The following is a 16,698-nucleotide window of genomic DNA, read 5'->3' on the forward strand; positions in this document are numbered from 1 at the left end:
TTAAGATGCTTGTTTGAAATGTTTCGCAGCGATAGTCTCTACTGCATTTTCAAAGATGCTTAGTCCTTGATCTAGCTCTGATTCGCTGATGGTTAGTGGACAGAAGAACTTCACAACTTCATCGTCTGGACCCGCTGTCTCTATCACCATTCCATTCTCGAAACAGTTTTTCGCAATTTCAGATGCCATGTCACCATTGATACATTCAATACCAACCATCATGCCGCGGCCTTTTTTCTGCACAAACATTTGTGGAAAGCGACGAACACAACGGTCAATAACTGCACTCACCTTGTCTGAACACTGCTTGATGTGTGTTTCAAAATCATCGTTTGCCCAGTAAATTTCTAGTGCTTTTGCAGCAGTAATAAAGGCGTGATTATTGCCACGGAACGTACCGTTATGCTCGCCTGGCTTCCACTGGTCAAGCTCAGGCTTAAGTAATACGACAGCCATCGGCAAACCGTAACCACCGATCGACTTCGATAGCGTCACGATATCCGGTTGGATACCAGACGGCTCGAAACTAAAGAAAGTACCGGTACGTCCACAACCTGCTTGAATGTCATCGACAATCACAAGAATGTCATTGGCTTTACAGATTTTGCTCAAACGTTGTAACCACTCGTTTGAAGCAGCATTTAAACCACCTTCACCCTGCACAGTTTCAAGAAGTACAGCAGCTGGTTTATCCATACCTGCAGAGTTATCATTTAGCATGGTTTCGAACAGCGCGAGACCATCTACGCCAGCGTAACCTTCAAATGGAATACGAGTGACGTTACTTAGGCTAGAGCCGTTACCTTGTCTGTGGTGCTGGTTACCCGTTGCAGCCAGTGCGCCAGCAGTACAACCATGGAAACCGTTAGTAAACGCAACGACGCTGTCGCGGCCTTTTACTTTTTTAGCCAGCTTCAATGCCGCCTCAACAGCGTTAGTACCTGTTGGGCCCGTAAACTGAACCTTGTAATCCAAGTTTCTTGGTTTAAGGATGTAAGTATCCAACGCTTCCAGAAACGATGCTTTCGCTTCTGAGTGCATATCCAAACCGTGAGTAATACCGTCCATTTCAATGTACTCAAGCAACGCTTGTTTTAGTACTGGATTGTTATGGCCGTAATTTAGAGATCCCGCTCCAGCAAGGAAGTCTAAGTATCGTTCACCTTGTTCTGTTTCTAGCCAGCAGCCTTTCGCTTTACGAAAAACGACCGGGAAATTGTTTGAATATGAGCGTACGTTGGATTCCTGCTTTTTGAAAATATCCATGATGAGACCGTTTTTAATTCCTATTGTTTGAGGATTATTTGAGGGGAATGCGATACAAATATTCTGTATCGTGTTTGCCTTTAAAGTGGGCTTCTTCATCCAAAAATGTGCTTACTTGGCCAGAATTGCCGTTCATCGCATCTAACTTTTTGAACAGTGCCCAAGAGGCTTTATTATCTTCCGTGATGGTAGTTTCTACCGATTTAACACCGCCTAATTCCTCTCGGGTGAGAAGTTCTTTCAACATGCGGAATGCTAAACCATGACCTCTAAAGCGAGGTGAGACTGCAACTTGCCAGACAAATAAAACGTCTTGCTCGTCTGGTTTCTGATAACCGGAAATGAAACCTGCGATTTCGCCTTTTTGCTCAACCAAAATACTGGTTTTGCTGAAATGCGTAGACTGTAGGAAATTGCAATAAGATGAGTTCATGTCCAATGGAGGACAGTCTGCAATCAAGCTGTAAATGTCGTCACCATCAGAGATTTTAGGCTCACGAAAAATCCATTTTTTACTTGAGTCTTCTCCAATCTCTGGATAAAGGACCCAAGGTGCTGATGTGATCATGTGAAAATACATATCCTTTGAGGTCTAATTAAATTTCCTTTTTATTATGGCCATCCCTCGCGACTAAAAATCAAATAATCCGCCTTTTTATCGGTATTTTTGTGATACAGATCACAAAAATAAACCTATTAACCAAAAATTAAAATAGTTCGAGGTCTAATTTATTAAATAGTCACCTAAATGCACAGTACAAAAAACAACCAGAATAAGACCATTTTCCATGCTGTTCATTTCTCAGAGAAAAATAGAAATCCAAAAAAAAGCGGCATGCTTTCGCATACCGCTTTTATCAATAATTTAACTGCTGATACTAGTTATTTTGATTTCTTAGAAACCGCCTTTGGACGAGGTTCATCCATCAAACCTTTTATCAAAGATACCGTTGCAACAAGCAAAACAATAGTAAATGGTAAACCAGTCGTCACCGCCATTGCTTGAGCAGCAGCTAGACCACCACCCAACATCAATGCAATCGCAACCAGACCTTCAAACGTACACCAGAACACGCGTTGTGGCGTTGGTGCATCGACCTTACCGCCCGCAGCAATAGTATCAATAACCAGTGATCCTGAGTCAGAAGAGGTAATGAAGAACACCACGACTAAGATAATGCCGACAAAAGATGTTATCTCAGCCAATGGCATAACATCTAACATGGCAAAAAGTTTTAAAGGCAGTTCTGCGTTAAACACCGCCTCATAGCCATCATTAACGTATTGGCTAATTGCGTTACCGCCAAAAGCCGTCATCCATAACACACAAACTGAAGATGGGATAAGAATAACGCAAATAATAAACTCACGAACCGAACGACCGCGAGACACACGTGCGATGAACATACCCACAAATGGTGACCAAGAAATCCACCACGCCCAGTAAAACGCCGTCCAGCCTTGAGAGTAATTCACATCCTCTCGTCCAAATGGCATAGATAAGGCAGGGATATTAGCCACATAGGAAACGATGTTCTCGAAGAAACCAGTTAAAATCGCAATCGTCGGGCCAACAACAATAACAAATAGCAATAGCAGCGCTGCAAGACCCATGTTGATTTCAGATAAGATTTTCACGCCCTTATCGAGTCCAGCCACAACAGAGATTAAAGCGAGCGCAGTAATACCAATAATCAATATAACCTGCGTGGTATTGGTCATTGGGACATCAAACAGGAAGTTCAAACCCGTTGCGGCTTGAGACGCACCGTAGCCTAGCGATGTTGCTAAACCAAAAACCGTCGCTACCACTGCAAGAATATCGATAATATGACCAGTCCAACCCCATACACGCTCACCAAACAAAGGGTAAAAAATTGAGCGCATGGTGAGTGGCAAACCTTTGTTAAATGAAAAGATAGCCAGTCCAAGAGCCAAGAGCGCGTATATTGACCACGGATGAAGTGCCCAGTGGTAAATCGTCGCAGCCATCCCTAATGCCGAAGCTGCAGTTGCATCGCCCTCTGCACCACCTAGCGGTGCCCAGTCAGTACGTACACCATTCTCAACGCTCACGCCACCAATCGCAGAACTAAAATGGGACATCGGTTCTGATACACCGAAGAATACGAGACCAATGCCCATACCTGCAGCAAATAGCATTGCCAACCATCCGGCATAGGAGTAATCCGGTGTTGCTTCAGTACCACCGATTCGCACACGGCCCAATGGTGTGAAGATCAATCCGACACAGACAATGACAAAAATATTACCTGAAGCGAGAAAAAACCAGTCTAAATTGTGTAACAAACCCGCTCGTAGGTCTGCAAAAAACGGCTCTACCTGTTCTCGGAATAATAGTGTTATCACAACAAACATGACGATTGCTAAGCCAGAAATTGCAAAAACACGGTTGTGAATATCAAGGCCAAATGGGCCTACCTTTAGCGCAACGTTATCCTGACCAATTTGATAGTCAGTATCTATTGCGTTTACTTTTCCATCGGGGCGTTGAATGCCACCGTTATTATCGGTGCTCACGGATAATCTCCTTAAAAATACGTGACCAAGTTTAAATTACTTTCGTCGGAGTTCGAGTAATGAAACGTCTTCATCACTACCAAGCACATGTTCATAAAACATTGTTCTTATAAGCGGTTACTCAATCCGCCATCATAATCTTAAAGCCCCCTATCTCTCATTGCATTTTATTGTTTTCACCATAAATAACGCCTATTGCCAAACCGAAGATATTGGCATGTTTCGATTAAAGTGATACTGCAGTTGTGCTTGAAACAGCTCCGCAGTTGCTAACGCATCCGTCAGGGCATGGTGAGGTTGATAAGCAGGGAGGCCATATCTTTCACGAGCGTACCCTAATCGTACAGAACCGGGTTTCTTGCCTTTCAACTTATTGATAAAACCTCTGCATTCACGGCGTTGTATCGCATACTCAATATCTAACGTATCAACAACAGGAAACTGTATCCCCTCTCCGATGCTATTTAGCAAGGCGTTATTAAAGAACTGCCTTTCAATGTTCTTGTAGTGAACAAGTACCACTTTGCCTGACAACGCATCCAATATTTCACCCAAGATCTGAGACAGCTGCGGCGCGTTTTTAACCTCAGAGTCAGTGATACCGTGAATAATGACAGACTCGTGGTTTAACTCTCTGTTTGGGTTAACGACCCAATGAGCAGAACCATTACATTGAACACGATCAATAGTGAACGGCACAAGTCCGATCGTGAGAATGACATCCTCTTCCGAGTTCAATCCTGTTGTCTCAAAGTCTACCGAGACAAATGGCACTTGTTCAATTGGTGTTTCCCCATTAACCATCGGTGTCGAATAGTAGCGTTTGAGCCTCTCGTCTTTCGCTTCTTTAGCTAGTTGTTTGAACAACATTGACCACTCTGGCGTCTGGGATGTATCCAACAACGGCTGTTCTTTTTCTACTTTTTTTGAGAACCACATTATTTGCTACTTCTCTGGTATCGAAACTTAATGAAGTTCTGAGCGTTACTTAGAATTTGAAATGCTGCTTTTAAGTTTCGACGTTCAAATTCAGACATGTTCTCCGGCTCAATATTGTTGTCTGGCTCTTCTCCATTTTCTATATCAAGGGCTTGGTGACGAATTCGAACCATGTAGATTAGCTCCATCGCATCCCTTAAATCCAAACCTCGACCTTTCGGTAAAATGCCAGCATCATTAATGTCATCTAAACGGTCGAAAGAGTTTTGCGATCGCGAACCGATTGCCAGAGAATGCACCCGTATTAAATCGGCCAACGGAGCCGTCCCCCTTCGCTTCAAGTTAATCGAGTTGCGATGACGACCATCTTTCTCCATCACAAAGTCTTTGAAAAAGCCCAGTGGAGGCGTCCTACGTATTGCGTTATACGCCATACAAGCAAGAAAGCGGTTATTTCTTTTCGCTCGTCTCACAATAAAGCTGCTTAATTGCTCCGCCCATTTCACTCGCCCATGCACACCGAGGAGATCAAAAAAGATATTACTATTTAACAATCTCTCAGGGGTTGGATTGTCTATCCAGTTTCCAAAGCATTCTTCCCATTCTGCACGAGTTTTTCGCCATTCTGGGTTGGTAGCCATAATGTCTCCAGTACAATAAGCATAGCCGCATGCCGCTAAACCATCACAAACAAATTTAGCAAACTTTTCAAAGTACTCTCCGTGAATCTCAACGTCATAACTGTTATCGAGAATAAGCGCGTTATCTTGATCCGTTACAATTAGCTGCTCATCCCTCGCCATTGAACCCATTGCGACTAAACAATAAGGAATGGGCGCTGGGCCGAACTCTTGCTCAGCTAATTCAGCGAGGCGTTGTTTGAAACTACTGCCTATAACCGACATGGCTCGACCAATCATGTGCGCGTTGGCATCTTCATTGACCATTCTTACGAAACAGTCTTTTACTTGTTCAGAAACCTGCTTGAGATCCTCGACACTGGTTTGCTGAAAAATAGAGCTCACTAGCAATAGGCTGTTCTGAGATTCGTAACGAACGATGTCCGTCATGCCAATAATTCCTATCGGCTTTTTATCTTTTAAAATTGGTAAATGATGCACGTTGTAACGCAACATAGTTAACATGGCCTCAAACACATAGGCGTTATAATCCAATGAAACAACGTCATAACTCATGACCTCACTCACTGGAATATTGGTATCAATACCTTGAGCTAGTACGCGAATGCAAAGATCGCGATCAGTCAATATTCCAAGCAGCTGTTCGTCATCTTCTTCTGTGAGCTCCTCTGTCGGGCGAATAATGAGCAGAGAGGTGACATTCTCCTCTGCCATGAGTATTGCAGCTTCCTGAATTGAAGCCGTTGCCTCTAGAGTTACTGGATCTCTTGCTAAGATTTTACGTGCCTTAGCGGTGGTAAAGTCATTGCTTTCAGATCGGCTAGATATTGCGCTTCGCAAACGCGCGCTATCTTCCAGTTCCATGTAGTCCGCAAAGTTTTCAAACTCATCACAAAGTTCATTGAAGATGTTTTCCGGAATACAGTAAACGAGAGTGTCTTCTATCGCTTTGGCTGGCATCCGTACGCGGTTGTTCATCAACAACCCCATCTGACCAAACAGTCCACCAGCATCAATCCTGTTGTAAAGTTCACCTTTACGCCGATAAATCTCTACCGCCCCACTTCTCACCATATACAAGTCGCGGATCGTATCTCCGAAGTTAAGGATTTTTGTTCCTTGCCGAAAGTATGCAACCTCGGCATTGAGAGCGATTTTTCTAAGCTGCTCTTCAGGTAGGTCATCAAAAGGTGGGTACTGGCTAATGAAATTGAGCACTTCTAACTGTTCGGCTTCCATTTTTTATTCCATACGTTGCCTAAACTACAGCGATAAATATCACCCTGAGTGAAATCAAGCAATAAATAAATCTAAGGATAACAGTACCTAACCGATTTCACAGGACCAAGCCTTAACCAAAAATTAGAGCTCTAACCTTTTTATATGTAGAGTTCTAAGCTATCACAGCTTATATCTATGCAAGCGAGTTGAGTTGAAATGTACAAAAAAATTCAAAATAAATTCAACCCTACGTCAGGGCAACGTTATGGCGGATAAAAACACATCACAAGCAATTGTTTTAAATATAAAAAATAAGAATTGAACATACCTTGCTCAACGAGTTCTCTATGCACGGCAGAACTAGTTAACCAACCCCCTTTCGTTGAAAGTTGAACTAAAATTAATTAGAGTACAAATCGTTAAACAGTTATAAACACACGAAAAAGGACAGATAACATGGATCCCATACTGGAAGTTAAGGGACTGTATAAAGTGTTTGGAGAAGACCCAGAGAGAGCCTTCTCGCTTATCGACAAAGGCGTCGATAAAGACGGTATTTTTGAACAGACAGGTTTAACAGTCGGCGTAAACGATGTATCTCTCACCATAAATGAAGGGGAAATTTTCGTAATCATGGGCCTTTCTGGCTCCGGGAAATCCACCCTTGTTCGACTTCTTAACCGGCTCATTGAGCCGACTAAAGGTAGTGTTTATCTCAAAGGAAGAGATATCGCCCACATCTCCGAGAATGAACTTCGAGAAGTTCGTCGTAATAATATCTCAATGGTGTTTCAAAGTTTCGCACTCATGCCACACATGACGGTGATTGAAAATGCCGCCTTTGGTTTAGAACTTGCCGGCATCGATGTTAATGAGCGTCAGAAAAGTGCCCTTTCCGCCTTAGAAAGAGTGGGTTTAGACCCTTATGCAGAATCTTTCCCTGACGAATTATCCGGTGGTATGAAACAGCGCGTTGGTTTAGCGAGAGCGTTAGCCTGTGATCCTGACATCCTATTAATGGACGAGGCGTTTTCCGCTTTAGACCCATTGATCCGTTCTGAGATGCAAGATGAGCTTATTCGTCTACAGAACGATGACAAACGCACAATTGTCTTCATTTCTCATGATTTGGATGAAGCAATGCGCATTGGCGACCGTATCGCCATCATGCAAAACGGTGAGGTTGTTCAGGTTGGTACACCTGATGAAATATTACACAGTCCAGCAAATGATTATGTCGAAGCATTTTTCCGCGGCGTAAACATCGCAAGTGTCTTGACAGCAAAAGATATCGCGCGCAAGAAGCCAGCGGCTGTTTTTAAGAAATCGGAAAATGACGGTCCAGGCTCTGCGATGCAGATTCTGATGGATCACGACCGTGATTACGGTATTGTCGTCGATAAATCTAGCCGATATTCCGGCATCGTATCTCTTGATTCACTACGTTTGGCTCATAAAGAAAACCGTTCGTTAGCCAGTGCTCAATTACCGGATGAAGTTACTCTTCAGCCTGATCAGTCAATTAATGACATTTTGGGTCTGGTTGCTGGTGTTCCTTATGCCGTGCCTGTCGTAGATGAGCAAGGAACTTACTTTGGTGTCGTGACTAAATCACGTCTTCTACAAACACTAGATAAGGATTAACACGATGTCTTCAGAGCAAACTAACAATGATCCCTGGTCAAATACTGCTCCTGCGCAAGATGATCCTTGGTCGCAAGGTACAGAGGCCGCGCCAAGTAATGATTGGCTCAACTCAGAAACTGTAGAGCAAGCGCCATTCGATATTATGAACCCATTCCAAGATGCGGTTTTACCCCTCGATAGCTGGGTAGAATCCGGTTTGAACTGGCTGGTGGAACATGGTCGACCTGTTTTCCAAGCAATACGAGTTCCAATCGACTTTATTCTAACGTCGTTTGAAACTGCTTTGGTGTCTACACCTGCGCCTATAATGGTACTCATTTTATTTTTGCTAGCGTGGCAGTTTTCCAATGTAAAACTTGGTTTTTCTACTCTTGTATCCCTTGTTTTCATTGGCCTAATTGGTGCGTGGTCACAAGCGATGACAACGCTAGCACTGGTGTTAACCGCCGTTTTCTTCTGTTTGCTTATAGGGCTACCAATGGGGATATGGTTGGCAAGGAGCCAAACCGCTGCCAAATTTGTTAGGCCAATATTAGATGCAATGCAAACGACTCCCGCGTTCGTTTACCTTGTACCAATTGTTATGTTGTTTGGTATTGGTAACGTTCCTGGCGTAGTAGTAACGATCATTTTCGCCCTGCCTCCCGTTGTGCGCCTGACTATTTTGGGTATTCAACAAGTACCTGAAGAGCTTATCGAAGCTGGCCACTCTTTCGGGGCAAACAAAAAACAGATGCTTTATCGCATCCAGTTACCGTTGGCGTTACCAACTATCATGGCAGGTGTAAACCAAACCTTAATGCTGTCACTTTCTATGGTAGTGATTGCTTCAATGATTGCTGTTGGCGGCTTAGGCCAAATGGTACTTCGTGGTATTGGCCGACTTGATATGGGTCTTGCTGCCGTTGGTGGCTTAGGCATCGTTATTCTTGCGATTTTGTTAGACCGTATCACCCAGGTGTTAGGGGTTAATGCGGGCAACACTAAACTTCGCTGGTATCACACAGGTCCTGTTTCATACCTATTAAAACTGAAAACAAAGACGAACCAAGACGATCTAAAACTTAGGAGAAACATCAATGAATAATTCATGGAAGAAAGCGCTCTCTGTTGGAGCTCTAAGTACTATCGCATTTTCAACTTATGGTGTGGCAAGTGAACTACCGGGTGAAGGTGTCACTGTTCAGCCTGTTCAATCAACCGTTGCAGAAGAAACATTTCAAACGTTGATCGTAAACCGCGCACTTGAAGAGCTTGGTTACGATGTTAAACCGACCAAAGAAGTGGACTACAACGTAGGCTACACCTCTATTGCTAAAGGTGATGCTACTTTCTTAGCGGTTGGTTGGTTCCCTCTTCACGCCGATAAGTACACGATGTCTGGCGGTGATGATAAGTTCTTCCGTAAAGGCCAATACGTAAGTGGTGCTGCGCAAGGTTATTTGATCGATAAGAAAACAGCGGAAAAATATAACATCACTAACATTGGTCAGTTAAAAGATCCAAAATTGGCGAAGCTATTCGATGCAAACGGCGATGGCAAAGCGGACTTAACTGGTTGTAACCCAGGTTGGGGTTGTGAAATGGTTGTTGAGCATCAGTTGGATGCTTTCAAACTCCGTGACACAGTAACACACAACCAAGGTAACTACGCAGCGATTATCGCTGATACGATCTCACGTTACAAAAAAGGCGATCCGATTCTTTACTACACTTGGACACCGTACTGGGTAAGTGGCGTTTTAGTTCCGGGGAAAGATGTTGTGTGGTTAGAAGTGCCATTCTCTTCACTTCCTGGTGAGCGTAAGGACATTGATACAACACTAGAGAACGGTAAGAACTACGGCTTCGAGATGAACTCTATGCGCATCGTTGCCAATAAAGAGTTTACAGAAAACAACCCTGCTGCTGCAAAGCTGTTTGAAATCATCAAACTAAATATCAATGATGTTAGTGCTCAGAATATGATGATGAGCCAAGGTAAGAACAGCTCAGCGGACATCGAGTCTCATGTAAATGGTTGGATCAAAGCGAACCAGAAAAAGTTCGACGCTTGGGTCGAAGAAGCGAAGAAAGCCGCAATGTAATCATGCCTTTATCAACCTCTAGAGCCAGTTGGTGTTATCAACTGGCTCTTTTTTTACACAAACGCCCCTCCCCCTTACATAGACATACCAACACTTACACTACTCGACCATAAACCCACATTATAATTCACGTTTATTTCACGCTTGCTTTGCTAAAAACAACACAACATAACAATTAAACTATTCGAATAAATATGAAAAACTTATCAAAGAGCTCTGTGTGGGGGCCTTTGCAGCCAATTGCTGCCTTTTCTTTGTTTTCGCTTCTATTTCTGTCTATCTCAAGAGTTTTGCTAGCTTTTTGGCAGATTGACCGTATTGACTCTCTAAACGACTTAATTTACATCCTAGGTCAAGGTTTGCGCGTAGATATTGCAACGCTTTGCTGGTTATTTATTCTTCCAGCACTGTTTTCAACCTTCATGCCATTAACCGGTAAGATGGGAGAGTGTTGGAAGCGAATATTACGCATATGGATGGTTTTAGGGCTTTGGGTGCTTGTATACATGGAGCTAGCAACAGCGCCATTCATTCAGGAATACGACCTACGTCCAAACCGCCTGTTTGTGGAATACTTAATCTACCCAAAAGAAGTCTTGAGTATGCTCTGGACTGGCTACAAATTAGAACTGTTTATTGGTGCGTTAGGTACAGTTTTAACCATCACTTTAGGTTGGAAGTGGAGTAAGAAACTGACCGATAAGGCGCAGCAGGTCAACTGGAAATGGCGACCACTATTGGCACTTTTCGTTGTTCTTTTTGGGGTTGCAGGTGCTCGCTCATCTTTAGGGCACCGCCCGCTAAATCCTGCTATGGTCGCCTTTTCTAACGATCCACTGCTTAACGACTTAGCACTGAACTCATCTTACTCATTGTTGTTTGCGGTTAATAGCATGAAGTCAGAAAAGAGCGCGGAGCAGTTCTACGGAAAAATGGACACTCAAAAGATGTTGGAATTAGTTCGCACTTCATCAACAAAGTCCGACTTCACCCCTTCATTACTCCCAACCATGAACAGTAACCCCGCGACTTACCAAGGTAAACATAAAAACTTAGTGATTTTGCTACAAGAAAGCTTAGGCGCCCAATTTGTCGGTGCTTTGGGTGGTTTGCCTCTAACACCAAACCTTGATGAACTCATGAAGGAAGGTTGGCAGTTCACACAAATGTACGCCACTGGTACTCGTTCTGTTCGTGGAATTGAAGCCGTAACCACGGGCTTTCCTCCATCTCCATCTCGCGCGGTAGTGAAGCTGAGTAAAAGCCAAACGGGTTTCTTTACCATCGCGGACTTACTGAAAGCTCAAGGCTATCACACGCAATTTATTTACGGCGGTGAAGCCAACTTTGACAACATGAAAACTTTCTTCTTTGGTAACGGTTTTGATCAAATAGTAGAAGAAGATGATTATAACAACCCAAGCTTTGTTGGCTCTTGGGGTGTTAGTGATGAAGATCTATATAACAAAGCAAACGAAGAGTTTGAACGCCTTTCAAAAAGCGACAAACCTTTCTTTAGCTTAGTTTTTACGTCAAGTAATCATAGCCCTTATGAGTATCCGAAAGGCAAAATTGAGCCATACGATTCAGAATATATGACGCGTAACAACGCCGTAAAATATTCCGATTACGCCTTGGGCACTTTCTTTGAAAAGGCGAAAAAGTCATCTTATTGGGATGATACCATTTTCATTGTAATTGCAGATCATGATGCGCGTGTTTCTGGCGCTAACCTTGTTCCGGTTAAGCACTTTCACATTCCAGCATTGATCCTTGGTAAAGGCATTCAACCACGTAAAGATGACCGCATAGCAAACAACATAGACATGCCGCCTACACTGTTATCTCTGATTGGGGTAGATGCTAAAACACCGATGATTGGTCGTGATTTAACGAAGCCACTGGCTCGCGAAGATGAACGCGCAATGATGCAATACGACAAAAACTTTGGTTATTTAACGCGCGACAATCTCGTTGTGCTTTCCCCTGGTGAAAAGGTATCGACCCTGGCGTACGACTTTAAAGACCAAACCATGAAGCCGCTAGAGGTGGACGAGTCTATTATCGAGCGTGCAAAAGCAAACGCATTATTTGCATCTAAAGCGTATCAAAACAACTGGTATTCTTCCAAACACACTCATTAATACCAATGATTACGCTGATAAAAAGGAGCTAAACGGCTCCTTTTTCTTATCCTTTCACTTACCTTCGAGAATGTGCTACTGACAACTCCTGTCGTTCCTTTCCGTTAGATTGCCCCTACTATTTCTAATTGATTAAGGAACAAACCATGCTGACTATCAATTCATTCGTTCTCTACGTTGAGGACATCCACATAAGCCAAGTTTTTTATTCGAAACTGTTCGAACGCAAAGTCACGCAGTTGTCTCCAACCTTCGCCGCTATTCCACTGACCGAAGGCTTAACGTTGACACTCAAGCAAAGAGATAATCTTTCACCCTACAGCGGCATTCGAGGTGGTGGTACCGAGTTGTCTTTATCAGTGCCCAATAGTCATATGCTAGAGCGCATTTACAAGCGCTGGAAAGACCTAGGTGTTGAGTTTGTTCAACCACCAGCGACATCAGTGTATGGGTTAAATTTTATGGCTATCGATCCAGATAAGCATCGCATTCGTGTTTTCATAAATGAATAAAAATGCGTTAAAAATGCTTTTTACCCATTCCCAATGTGACTTCAATAAATTAGACTCAAGGAAACATCAAAAGCGGCGTAGTAATAAGAAGGAATGCCCATGAGCTCAAGTATGATCCTTAGCGAATCCCTAATCGAGAGCGGAAGAGATATCCCCCTCAAAGAACTGCTTTATGCAAAGCGCGTGCTGGATAACTACATGGCAGTAGCCAAAGAAAGTAGCCCGCTTGAGCTATTAACTGAGATGAAATCGGCAGCAAAGCAAGTAGAATACTTTACAACGACGAGTAACCCGTGTGAGGCTCGTAATGTCATCAGTCAGATGATTGATAAAATCGACACCGCGGAATCTTTTGCTTCGTTCAAAGCATTAGCAGATAAGCCATCTCAAGCACTCAATGAACTAATTGAAGATCGAGCTCAGCTGATTAAACACGAACGAGAGCTCCTGCTCGCCTCAGGCTATGACGCCTCACGAATCTAATATACGAGCAGCCTTAAAGTCATAGCTAACAACGAAAAAGGAGCTCTTAAAGAGCTCCTTTTGCTTTTCAAAAATCGGATACAAAAGACTTAAAGGCCGATATCTTCCGTTATTGCTTTGATTTGTTTGAGGTCCATTTTATAGACTTCAATCATTTGATCGACCTGACTTAGTCGTGAATTAGCTTCGTCATGTTTATCACACGCGTCCGACTTCACGTCCCAAGATTTGCCTTCTAAAAATACGTCACACTCTTTCTTGAGTTTCTCAATCTTAGGTAATAATTTCGACCGTTCTTTCTCGAGAGACTCTAATTCTTGCGAAATTTTTAGCTCTTTCTGGAATACTTCGCGGGACCGCTCAAACATAGTCGCTTGCATATCCGCTTGACGACTCAACTTTTCATTTTCTGACTTCGTCGTGTTGATCTTATCTGCCTGCTGCTTCAATTGAGACTCTAGTGACAAGTTAACCTTCTCGACCTCAGTCAATTGCTTTTGCAACTTCTTAAGTGCTTTCTGATGAGCTTCATCTTTCGCGGCGAGTAACTCACTAACTTGGTTTTGTATCTCTTGGTCAAGCGCCTCTTCACGCACTTTTACTTGAGATGCCAACTGGGTTTTATCTTGCGTTAGTGCTTGATACTTTTCTTCTAATACGTGGTAAGTCGATTCCCACTTGTTCGCAGTGACAACCGATCCAACAAGGCCACCAAATGCCAAGCCTAACACCGCAGCGATTGCGATATAGATATGCGTACGTTTGTCACGCTCTTCAATGACAACTACGTCGTCTTGCTCTTCCATTTTGTTCTGAGAACTCACCGTATACTACTCCAAGGACTCTTTTACTTTGCTAGCGGATCAATTCCGCAAACATAATTGATGCTGTATAAATCAGAAATGCGCCAATTAATGTTATAACGGTCGCTTTTTGGACTTTTTCATTGGTTCGATAACGAAACAGCACAAATGCTACTGCAATCAACACCGCAATGGCTAATAATCTGGTCATACCGCCTCCTTGTCCACTCATGAAAAACTGCCTAGGTCCGTAGACTGTTTCACAAAGGTTCATTGTAACCCATTTATACGTACCATAAGGTCAACTTAGCGTAGATTTTAAAATAAGTGCTCCGATTTTAATCAATTTTGTGTCCTTAATTGAATAACTTATGTCGTAACGATCGAAACACATTTATCGTTCTGAAGTGTTTTTGGGTTCCATTCCCTAACCCAATAAATTTTATTTATGCCGTGACTCGCACAAAAAGATTGGCAAACATACCTTCATGAAAATTGATGAGGTTATTTCATTAAAAATAAATTGACATAGGGTGTTGAAATGGACCAAAAACATGATAGAGTTCACACGTTAATGATGACCAGCATCATTAACTAACCTTTACTCATTTAATTGAGTAATTGTTCCGATGAAGACTGCAGGAGAGTGGTTATTAATCAAATTTTAACATTTGATTAGCATAACTCGCCGAAGAATTAACTATTTCAGGTGCTACCTAGGTAGCGGGGACTGTAGTTGGAGGAACCTCTGGAGAGAACCGTTAAATCGGTCGCCGAAGGAGCAAGTCTTGCACTCACGCAAGGTGAAACTCTCAGGCAAAAGGACAGAGGAGTGGAAAGTTACAACCTAACTATTTTGCTTGGCCTTCCCGCCTACAACCAATAGCTTAGTTCTTTTAGAGATCGTTGATCTCGTCCTTTCCCTCTTCTCCTTATTAGTTGTTTTATTAAGGGGAAATCATGAACAACCTACAATCTTTACTACAAACCATCGATAATTTTGTCTGGGGTCCACCGCTGCTTATTTTGCTAGTAGGTACAGGTGTTTACTTCACTTTTAGCCTTGGCTTGATCCAGTTTAAACACCTCCCAACAGCGCTAGCGATGGTATTCAGTAAAGATAAGTCATCTAATACTCAAGGTGACGTTTCTAGCTTTGCAGCTCTTTGTACTGCGCTCTCAGCAACAATTGGTACTGGTAACATTGTTGGTGTTGCCACAGCAATCAAACTCGGTGGACCAGGCGCTCTATTCTGGATGTGGCTCGCTGCCCTTTTCGGAATGGCGACTAAATACGCCGAATGTTTGTTGGCGGTTAAGTACCGAAGAGTCGATGATAAAGGCCAAATGATTGGTGGCCCAATGTATTACTTGCAATACGGTGTTGGCTCAAAAGCTCTCGCGATCATGTTTGCAGTGTTTGCTTTGGGTGTTGCTTGTTTTGGTATCGGTACGTTTCCACAAGTAAACGCGATTCTGGATGCAAGTGAGATATCTCTTGGTGTTAACCGTGAGCTATCTGCCTTTGTACTAACTCTTTTGGTTGCTTTCGTAACTTTGGGTGGCATCAAATCCATTGCTAACGTTGCAGGAAAAGTGGTTCCTACCATGGCTGTATTTTATGTGTTGGCGTGTTTAAGCGTGATCATCATGAATGCAGACCAATTGTTCAATGCCGTTGAATTAGTGCTGGTTTCAGCCTTTACATCAACAGCAGCGACTGGTGGTTTTTTAGGTGCAAGCATCATGCTGGCAATCCAATCAGGTATCGCTCGCGGTGTGTTCTCAAATGAATCAGGTTTGGGTAGCGCGCCTATGGCAGCAGCAGCAGCGAAGACAGACTCTTGTGTTAAACAAGGCCTAATTTCAATGACGGGTACCTTTTTCGATACCATCATTATTTGTACCATGACAGGCCTTGCTCTAATCCTGACCGGTGCATGGCAAAGTGACCTAGCAGGCGCCGCGATGACGACTCATGCTTTTGCGGTGGGTTTAAATGCAGATACATTTGGCCCTATGCTCGTCTCAATCGGTTTGATGTTCTTCGCTTTTACCACCATTCTTGGTTGGAACTACTACGGTGAGCGTTGCGTTGTGTTCCTGTTCGGAACTAAAGCTGTGCTTCCATACAAACTGATTTTCGTTGGCTTGGTGGCATCTGGTGCATTCCTTCACCTCGATATGATTTGGCTACTGGCTGATATCGTAAACGGTCTGATGGCAATTCCTAACCTGATTGGTTTGATCGCACTGCGTCACGTCGTACTGGCAGAAACCAAACTGTTCTTTAGCTCAACATCGCAATCAGGTGAAGTTGAAGCAGTGAAAGCTTAGTGAAACGACAGCTGTTCGGTCACAAACTACCAGTAACGGAGAGCAAAGCACATTAGAAATGGTAAAAACATAAAGCC

Annotated in this window: 14 protein-coding genes and 1 riboswitch; of the genes, 7 read left to right on the plus strand and 7 right to left on the minus strand. The window is 43.2% G+C overall.

Annotated features, from left to right (window positions below):
- The 5 genes from ectB to R7035_RS01065 all read right to left on the minus strand — a co-directional run bounded on the left by ectB (nucleotide 1) and on the right by R7035_RS01065 (nucleotide 6,626).
- Nucleotides 1–1,266 carry a diaminobutyrate--2-oxoglutarate transaminase gene (gene ectB / locus R7035_RS01045; protein ID WP_017820939.1) on the minus strand — a complete coding sequence of 422 codons (1,266 nt, stop codon included), beginning with the start codon at nucleotides 1,264–1,266 and terminating at the stop codon, nucleotides 1–3.
- A gap of 34 nt (nucleotides 1,267–1,300) precedes the next feature.
- On the minus strand, nucleotides 1,301–1,834 hold the full coding sequence (gene ectA, locus R7035_RS01050) for a diaminobutyrate acetyltransferase (protein WP_005393379.1): 534 nt from the start codon (nucleotides 1,832–1,834) through the stop codon (nucleotides 1,301–1,303).
- A gap of 314 nt (nucleotides 1,835–2,148) precedes the next feature.
- Complete coding sequence (locus tag R7035_RS01055; protein ID WP_005377772.1) at nucleotides 2,149–3,807, minus strand: BCCT family transporter; 1,659 nt, start codon at nucleotides 3,805–3,807, stop codon at nucleotides 2,149–2,151.
- 192 nt (nucleotides 3,808–3,999) lie between these two features.
- The gene (locus tag R7035_RS01060) at nucleotides 4,000–4,746 is read right to left on the minus strand and encodes a 3'-5' exonuclease (RefSeq protein ID WP_005385697.1); all 747 of its coding nucleotides are present in this window, start codon (nucleotides 4,744–4,746) and stop codon (nucleotides 4,000–4,002) included.
- Nucleotides 4,746–6,626, minus strand: coding sequence for a DUF294 nucleotidyltransferase-like domain-containing protein (locus R7035_RS01065; RefSeq protein WP_005377775.1), 1,881 nt, complete (start codon nucleotides 6,624–6,626; stop codon nucleotides 4,746–4,748). The genes R7035_RS01060 and R7035_RS01065 overlap by 1 nt, the downstream gene beginning before the upstream one ends.
- Nucleotides 6,627–7,064: 438 nt before the next feature.
- Between R7035_RS01065 and proV the strand changes: the two genes are divergently transcribed.
- The 6 genes from proV (at nucleotide 7,065) to R7035_RS01095 (ending at nucleotide 13,481) form a co-directional block, all read left to right on the plus strand.
- Entirely contained in the window at nucleotides 7,065–8,252 is a 1,188-nt protein-coding gene (gene proV, locus R7035_RS01070; protein WP_017633996.1) for a glycine betaine/L-proline ABC transporter ATP-binding protein ProV, read from the plus strand.
- Nucleotides 8,253–8,256: 4 nt separating this feature from the next.
- Nucleotides 8,257–9,342, plus strand: coding sequence for a glycine betaine/L-proline ABC transporter permease ProW (proW, locus tag R7035_RS01075; RefSeq protein ID WP_005377778.1), 1,086 nt, complete (start codon nucleotides 8,257–8,259; stop codon nucleotides 9,340–9,342).
- On the plus strand, nucleotides 9,335–10,342 hold the full coding sequence (proX, locus tag R7035_RS01080) for a glycine betaine/L-proline ABC transporter substrate-binding protein ProX (protein WP_005385703.1): 1,008 nt from the start codon (nucleotides 9,335–9,337) through the stop codon (nucleotides 10,340–10,342). Before proW ends, proX begins: the two co-directional genes overlap by 8 nt.
- Before the next feature lie 194 nt (nucleotides 10,343–10,536).
- Nucleotides 10,537–12,486, plus strand: a complete 1,950-nt coding sequence (locus R7035_RS01085; RefSeq protein ID WP_318145930.1) for an LTA synthase family protein — start codon at nucleotides 10,537–10,539, stop codon at nucleotides 12,484–12,486.
- A gap of 146 nt (nucleotides 12,487–12,632) precedes the next feature.
- The gene (locus R7035_RS01090) at nucleotides 12,633–12,998 is read left to right on the plus strand and encodes a VOC family protein (RefSeq protein WP_005377781.1); all 366 of its coding nucleotides are present in this window, start codon (nucleotides 12,633–12,635) and stop codon (nucleotides 12,996–12,998) included.
- A gap of 99 nt (nucleotides 12,999–13,097) precedes the next feature.
- Entirely contained in the window at nucleotides 13,098–13,481 is a 384-nt protein-coding gene (locus tag R7035_RS01095) for a hypothetical protein (RefSeq protein ID WP_222716657.1), read from the plus strand.
- A gap of 89 nt (nucleotides 13,482–13,570) precedes the next feature.
- On the opposite strand, the gene R7035_RS01100 is transcribed toward R7035_RS01095, so the two are convergent.
- Nucleotides 13,571–14,305, minus strand: a complete 735-nt coding sequence (locus R7035_RS01100) for a chromosome segregation ATPase (protein WP_017820934.1) — start codon at nucleotides 14,303–14,305, stop codon at nucleotides 13,571–13,573.
- Between the two features lie 31 nt (nucleotides 14,306–14,336).
- The gene (locus R7035_RS01105) at nucleotides 14,337–14,495 is read right to left on the minus strand and encodes a hypothetical protein (RefSeq protein WP_005377784.1); all 159 of its coding nucleotides are present in this window, start codon (nucleotides 14,493–14,495) and stop codon (nucleotides 14,337–14,339) included.
- Between the two features lie 527 nt (nucleotides 14,496–15,022).
- A riboswitch (glycine riboswitch) is annotated at nucleotides 15,023–15,122 on the plus strand.
- Between the two features lie 122 nt (nucleotides 15,123–15,244).
- Between R7035_RS01105 and R7035_RS01110 the strand changes: the two genes are divergently transcribed.
- Nucleotides 15,245–16,621: an alanine/glycine:cation symporter family protein gene (locus R7035_RS01110; protein WP_005377785.1), complete on the plus strand. Its 1,377-nt coding sequence runs from the start codon at nucleotides 15,245–15,247 to the stop codon at nucleotides 16,619–16,621.
- Nucleotides 16,622–16,698 lie beyond the last annotated feature (77 nt).

This window comes from Vibrio sp. 1731 (genome assembly GCF_033339955.1).
Classification (GTDB): domain Bacteria; phylum Pseudomonadota; class Gammaproteobacteria; order Enterobacterales; family Vibrionaceae; genus Vibrio; species Vibrio alginolyticus.

What these genes read in the sequence shown, in the direction of transcription:
- ectB (WP_017820939.1), bottom strand. Translation starts at nt 1,266, where the DNA reads ATGGATATTTTCAAAAAGCAGGAATCCAACGTACGCTCATATTCAAAC.
- ectA (WP_005393379.1), bottom strand. Translation starts at nt 1,834, where the DNA reads ATGATCACATCAGCACCTTGGGTCCTTTATCCAGAGATTGGAGAAGAC.
- R7035_RS01060 (WP_005385697.1), bottom strand. Translation starts at nt 4,746, where the DNA reads ATGTGGTTCTCAAAAAAAGTAGAAAAAGAACAGCCGTTGTTGGATACA.
- R7035_RS01065 (WP_005377775.1), bottom strand. Translation starts at nt 6,626, where the DNA reads ATGGAAGCCGAACAGTTAGAAGTGCTCAATTTCATTAGCCAGTACCCA.
- proV (WP_017633996.1), top strand. Translation starts at nt 7,065, where the DNA reads ATGGATCCCATACTGGAAGTTAAGGGACTGTATAAAGTGTTTGGAGAA.
- proW (WP_005377778.1), top strand. Translation starts at nt 8,257, where the DNA reads ATGTCTTCAGAGCAAACTAACAATGATCCCTGGTCAAATACTGCTCCT.
- proX (WP_005385703.1), top strand. Translation starts at nt 9,335, where the DNA reads ATGAATAATTCATGGAAGAAAGCGCTCTCTGTTGGAGCTCTAAGTACT.
- R7035_RS01085 (WP_318145930.1), top strand. Translation starts at nt 10,537, where the DNA reads ATGAAAAACTTATCAAAGAGCTCTGTGTGGGGGCCTTTGCAGCCAATT.
- R7035_RS01090 (WP_005377781.1), top strand. Translation starts at nt 12,633, where the DNA reads ATGCTGACTATCAATTCATTCGTTCTCTACGTTGAGGACATCCACATA.
- R7035_RS01095 (WP_222716657.1), top strand. Translation starts at nt 13,098, where the DNA reads ATGAGCTCAAGTATGATCCTTAGCGAATCCCTAATCGAGAGCGGAAGA.
- R7035_RS01105 (WP_005377784.1), bottom strand. Translation starts at nt 14,495, where the DNA reads ATGACCAGATTATTAGCCATTGCGGTGTTGATTGCAGTAGCATTTGTG.
- R7035_RS01110 (WP_005377785.1), top strand. Translation starts at nt 15,245, where the DNA reads ATGAACAACCTACAATCTTTACTACAAACCATCGATAATTTTGTCTGG.